This window comes from Rhodococcus sp. (in: high G+C Gram-positive bacteria), from assembly GCF_049286785.1.
In the GTDB taxonomy this organism is placed as follows: Bacteria; Actinomycetota; Actinomycetes; order Mycobacteriales; family Mycobacteriaceae; genus Rhodococcus_F.
Window position 1 is genome coordinate 1 of record NZ_JBAQEO010000331.1, and the last position, 5197, is coordinate 5197.

5 protein-coding genes are annotated in these 5197 nt (G+C 62.9%); 3 read left to right on the forward strand and 2 right to left on the reverse strand.

Annotated elements, in window-relative coordinates; genetic code table 11:
- Positions 1-78: 78 nt before the first annotated feature.
- Both istB and istA read right to left on the reverse strand, forming a co-directional pair.
- Entirely contained in the window at positions 79-888 is an 810-nt protein-coding gene (istB, locus tag WAW17_RS12500) for an IS21-like element helper ATPase IstB (RefSeq protein ID WP_422333289.1), read from the reverse strand.
- A complete protein-coding gene (istA, locus tag WAW17_RS12505; RefSeq protein WP_422333290.1) occupies positions 885-2402 on the reverse strand; it encodes an IS21 family transposase in 1518 nt (505 codons plus the stop codon). Before istA ends, istB begins: the two co-directional genes overlap by 4 nt.
- Positions 2403-3598: 1196 nt before the next feature.
- Here istA and WAW17_RS12510 point away from each other — a divergent pair.
- The 3 genes from WAW17_RS12510 to WAW17_RS12520 all read left to right on the forward strand — a co-directional run bounded on the left by WAW17_RS12510 (position 3599) and on the right by WAW17_RS12520 (position 4319).
- Positions 3599-3742 carry a hypothetical protein gene (locus WAW17_RS12510; RefSeq protein ID WP_422333291.1) on the forward strand — a complete coding sequence of 48 codons (144 nt, stop codon included), beginning with the start codon at positions 3599-3601 and terminating at the stop codon, positions 3740-3742.
- A 142-nt stretch (positions 3743-3884) separates the two neighbouring features.
- Positions 3885-4031: a hypothetical protein gene (locus WAW17_RS12515; RefSeq protein WP_422333292.1), complete on the forward strand. Its 147-nt coding sequence runs from the start codon at positions 3885-3887 to the stop codon at positions 4029-4031.
- 69 nt (positions 4032-4100) lie between these two features.
- The gene (locus WAW17_RS12520) at positions 4101-4319 is read left to right on the forward strand and encodes a hypothetical protein (protein ID WP_422333293.1); all 219 of its coding nucleotides are present in this window, start codon (positions 4101-4103) and stop codon (positions 4317-4319) included.
- Positions 4320-5197 lie beyond the last annotated feature (878 nt).

Consider the following 5197-nt stretch of genomic DNA (forward strand, 5'->3'; position numbering starts at 1 on the left):
AGGTGTCAATGGCCGTGTTGAAGTCCCCGCTGGTGGCCAGGTAAAAGTACCCACCCCGTGTTGGATATTTCCGGTTGTTCAGGGGCGGTCCTTTCGATGCTGTGCGTCTTTCATGCGGTAGGACTCGCCGTCGGTGACGACGATGGTGGCGTGATGCAGCAGCCGGTCGAGGATCGAAGCGGCAGTGGTGTGCTCAGGGAGGAATCGGCCCCATTGCTCGAACGGCCAGTGCGAGGCGATCGCCAACGATCGGCGTTCGTAGGCGCCGGCGACGAGCCGAAACAACAACTGGGTCCCGGTGTCGTCGAGCGGCGCGAACCCTATCTCGTCAATTATGATGAGGTCGACTCGCAACAGGGATTCGATGATCTTGCCGACGGTGTTATCCGCCAGGCCACGGTAGAGCGTTTCTACCAAGTCGGCTGCAGTGAAGTAGCGGACCTTGTGGCCGGCGTGGATGGCTGCGACTCCGAGCCCGATCAACGTGTGCGACTTCCCGGTGCCCGCTGGTCCGATGATCGCCAGATTCGATTGCGCACGAACCCATTCCAGACTCGACAGGTAGTCGAAGACCTTCAGTTGAATCGACGACGCCGGAACATCGAAGGACTCCAACGTCTTGGTCACCGGAAACGCGGCCGCTTTGAGGCGGTTCACGATGTTCGAGGCATCCCGGGCTGCGATCTCGGCTTCGACCAACGTCCGCAGCACTTCTTCCGGCGTCCACCGCTGCGTCTTCGCCGTCAGCAGTACTTCGGGTGCGGTCCGCCGGATCGCGGCCAGTTTCAACCTGCGTAATCCGGCGTCGAGATCAGCAGCCAATTCGGGAACCGACTGTGGTGCAGCAGTCTTCGGAGGCGATACAGAGTTTGTGGCGCTGTCGGTCATGACGGCACCTGCTCGTCACCAGCGGGCGGGCGGATGGCATAGGCGTCGAGTGATCGGGTTGGGGCGGTCGGCAGATCCAGAATCAGAGCATCCCCCGCTGGTCGCGGTTGCGGGGTGCCTGCTCCGGCGGCGAGGATCGATCGCACATCGGCTGCTTTGAACCGCTTGAACGCGACCGCACGAGTCAATGCCGCCACCAAAGCGTCGGTGCCGTGCGCTGCACCGAGCGCCAACAACACTGCCAACTCCGACGGCAGGCGGGTGTTACCGATCGCTGCTGCACCGACCAGGAACATCTCTGCACTCTCCCCGAGGCTGCAGAACTGTTTCTCCACAGTGGTTCTCGGACGTGGACCACGGTTCGGTGCAGGCCTGGCACCTTCGTAATGTTCATCGAGCACCGACGCTGTTCCCGGTTGAGCGAGATCGTGCTCGGCGACGATTTCACCCGAGGCCGGATCGACGATCACCAGCTGGCCGTCGGAGTGCACGAGCGTGACGACGGTGGCGATCAACCGGACCGGCACCGAGTACCGAGCGGAGGCGAATCGCACGCATGAGAGGCGATCGACCTTCCGAGTCACCGGTGGTGGCCCGATCTCGAGCCGCAGTGACGGCAGCGCGGACAACAACTCCCGCTCCGAGTCGAGTTTTTCGTCGGGAACGGCACAGGTCTCCGAGTGGACCCGTGCGTTCACTTCCGCGCACCAGATTTCCGCGGCGGCGTTGGCAGCATGGACATCAACAGTGATGCCCGCGACCGCTGCCTCGGTCAACAACGGCACCGCGAGATCGCGTTGGGCGTAGCCGACGAGATTCTCCACCACTCCTTTCGATTGCGGATCGTTGGCGTGGCAGAAGTCGGGTGCGAATCCGTAGTGTGCGGCGAAGCGGACATAGTCCGGGGTCGGAATCACCACATTCGCAACGACACCACCTTTCAGGCAGGCCATCCGGTCGGCGAGTACCTTCGCCGGGACCCCGCCGATGACGGCGAGGGCCTTGGCGATCAAAGACATTGTGGTGGTTGCTTTCTCGTCGGTCGCGAACGCGGCGAACCTCCACCGCGAGTAGGCCATGACAGCGCAGAACAGATGCAGGTCTCCGACGGTGGCCCAGTCGATGACCAGGTAGTCGCCCGGTGCCCACACCGCCGGCCGGCGGCCGCGGTGGTGCTCGGTACGCCACTGAGCTTTGGCGTCGGCGACGAGGCGCCGGAAGTTGCGGTCCGATCCTTGGTAGCCGGCTTTGCGGGCGATCGGCAGGATCCGCTTCGCGGAGATCCTGCCCTGTGATTTCTCGACACGCTCGGTGACCAGGTCGGTGACGGAGTCGTAGTTGTGCTCGCGTTCGACACGAGCGGGTGGTGGTTGGCCGGCTTGGTCGGCCTCGAATCGTTCGACGGTGCGTTTGACGGTTTTGTGGGTGGTGCCGCAGAGCTCAGCAGCTCCGCGGTACGACCCGACTTCCCGATAGGTGGAAATGATGTCCATACGGTCCCTCGCAGACTTCAATGGAACTCCCCGGGTGGTGCGGTGTGTGGTTGGCACCTTCACCGTCACCGCTCGGGCCAAAAGTTCCTGATCGACACGACGAACACGGGGTGGGGACTTCTATCCGGCCACCAGTGGGGACCTCGACCTGGCCACCAGTGGGTACTTTTTCACGGCCACGGACAGAAATCGAGGGTTGACCAGCCGAAGAGGTCCGGATCATCCTCCCGCAAAGGTCGCACACGCAAGCACCATCGAGCTCGCAACTGCGGAAAAGTGACAGCGTGAGACTCTTTCCAGTTGCGTCCGAAGGGGTCGGAGAACAGGGCACGAATCGTACTGATCCTCTGCTGCCCATCGAGGAGATACTCACAGTACGCGGGATATCGGGCGGGGTGTCCGAGTGGTTAAACCCAACGCGGCGTGAGGAGAAGTCGTCGGTCTTCCCTTTCACGAGCAGGAGTGATCCACATGGGATGTTGATTAGCACCGAAGCGGCAAGGGAGCGATGAGCGTCGGCGCTCCACACGAATTGACGCTGAAAGTTTGGTAGGAGGATCTGACCGTCGTCCGCTTCGACCACTAGCTGGGCGAGGGTGCGGCTCGCATACTCAACAGACATCTGACTCCCCTTGTTTGGCCGCGGATCGACATAATCGACGAAAGCTACCAGTTAGGAAAAATACCAGCTGATGCTGTCCCATCACCGTCCAGATCAACCAAGCGCGACCGCGTCGCGCTACGGGTGGCGGTGATGGGACGTTTCCGTGCCTCGATTGGAAAACCGGGCGGATCGCTGAGGGCAACTTTCATGCCGAGCGATACGATCACCCCGTGTTTGGGAGTGCATCCCACTTGGCCAAAGCTCATTCTGATTGCCTCGTGCTGCGTCTGTCGCCTGCCATGAGTATGGGACCGTTCTGACCTGATTTCTGCCAGGGTCATGGGACCTTTCGGATTGCCAGTTATGGGACCACCCGGCGCGTCGCGCCGGAGTCTCCGATCGAGGCTCGTTTGATCGTCGTGTCGGAAGTTTTCGGACACGAAGGCGGACGGGCATGGCGTTTCGGGAGGTCAATGTGAACGAAGCCAAAGAGTGCTCCGTATCTGGCTCGGTGTGGCCGGCAGCAGGCCGGCGGGGCTGCGCACGATCGCGGCGCACTGCGGCGTGATCGCAAAACAGTACGCCGCTATATCGAGGCTGCCAGGCGGCCGGGTTGGCGCGCACCGACCCCGTCGAGGCCCTCGACGACGAGCTGATCGGCGCGGTGATCGAGGCGGTCCGCCCGGCGGCGCGCCCGAACGGACACGGCGCCGCGTGGGACCAACTGCTCGGATTCGAAGAGCAGATGCGCGGGTAGGTGGCCGGCGGTCAGGATCATCCACCGTTGACGATCACCAAAATCGAAACACTACCGGCCCGGCAGGGATGCGTGGTGCCGATATCGCACCTTGCACCGATTCACCACCGAGCGACACGGTTTCGCACGTAAGGACACCACCGTGCGGGTCCTCGACGGAGAACCAGGCAGTGAATGCCAGACCCACTTTCGCTACCTGGGGATGCTCACCCACCCCGAGACCGGCCGACGCCGGAAGGTGCACGCGTTGATCTTCACCGCCGCCTACTCACGGCACATGTTCGTCTAACTCTCATTCTCGCAGACCCTAACAGCGATCATCGCCGGCTGCGAGGCAGCCTGGGGCGTTTTCGGAGGCGTGTTCCGCGTGCTGATCCCGGACAATATGAAGGCGATCGTCACCGACGCGGATGCGGTCAATCCGCGCCTGTTCCGCGGGTGGCTGGACTACGCCCAGCACGTCGGGTTCGTGACGGAACCGGCGGGGGTGCGGTCCCCGAAGGACAAGCCCGCCTCGAACGCGCAGTACAGTATGTGCGCGGAAACTTCTGGGCCGGTGCAAAAGTCACGAATATGACCGACGCGCAGCTCAGTGGCAGGTGGGCGGTGGGCGGATCGTGAACCGTCGGAGTGGCTGTCGATGCCACCGACGCACTGCTGGCCGCAGTCCGCCGTCGACCGGCTCACCTCCGCGGCGAACACCCTCGTGATCGAGGGCCCGTCCTACCGGCAACGCGTCCGTCCCGGACGCCTCGCGGTTGACAGGTCAGAAAGCGAAGTCGATGCTCGGTGACGACTTCGGGTAGTCCCATGCTCATGGCAACGAAACTTCGGGTTCGAGTTCCTTCATCCGCTGCTGCTCCACGGTCGTCCGCTTAGGGGTTTGTCGGCGTCGATCAGGGCCTGGCGGATCCACGTCCGCAGGGACTCGACACCGATGCCGAGCTTCGGGGCAAAGGGCCTTGCACGCCGCGAACGGCGACGGGTACCCATCGAGGGTTATCCGGTAGCATTTTCGTCCTCGCTCAGCATCTCTGCAGAATAACGCCTGGACATGCGCATCCTCTCAAGAAAGGAAGCGGCACCAAACCCGGAGCCGGTTCATTCGGTAGTGGTGCCGGCGCTATGGCCGCCGACACCACTACCGAGTGCGACCGGAGGTGACACCTGGGGCACTGATATGTACGCCGGCTTGTCAAGGGCGCAGGGCGAGGCGGCGTCTAGGACCGTCGTCGTGGGCGCCGCCTCTGTGGGTCCGGTCGATCCGGGTGGTGGCGAGCGTGTCGATTTCGACGCCGTGGTCAACTCTGATACGCGCGGGTTGGCTACCGCAGGACGGTTATTCGGCTGGAGCGGCTCGCTCGTCTAAAGTCGAGCGTAATCCCAACGTAGAGTTGGGGATTGCTTATAGTGCGCTCGCGGATCCCGACCTTGCCACCCCACCGAGTCGACGAC

What these genes read in the sequence shown, in the direction of transcription:
- istB (WP_422333289.1), bottom strand. Translation starts at nt 888, where the DNA reads ATGACCGACAGCGCCACAAACTCTGTATCGCCTCCGAAGACTGCTGCA.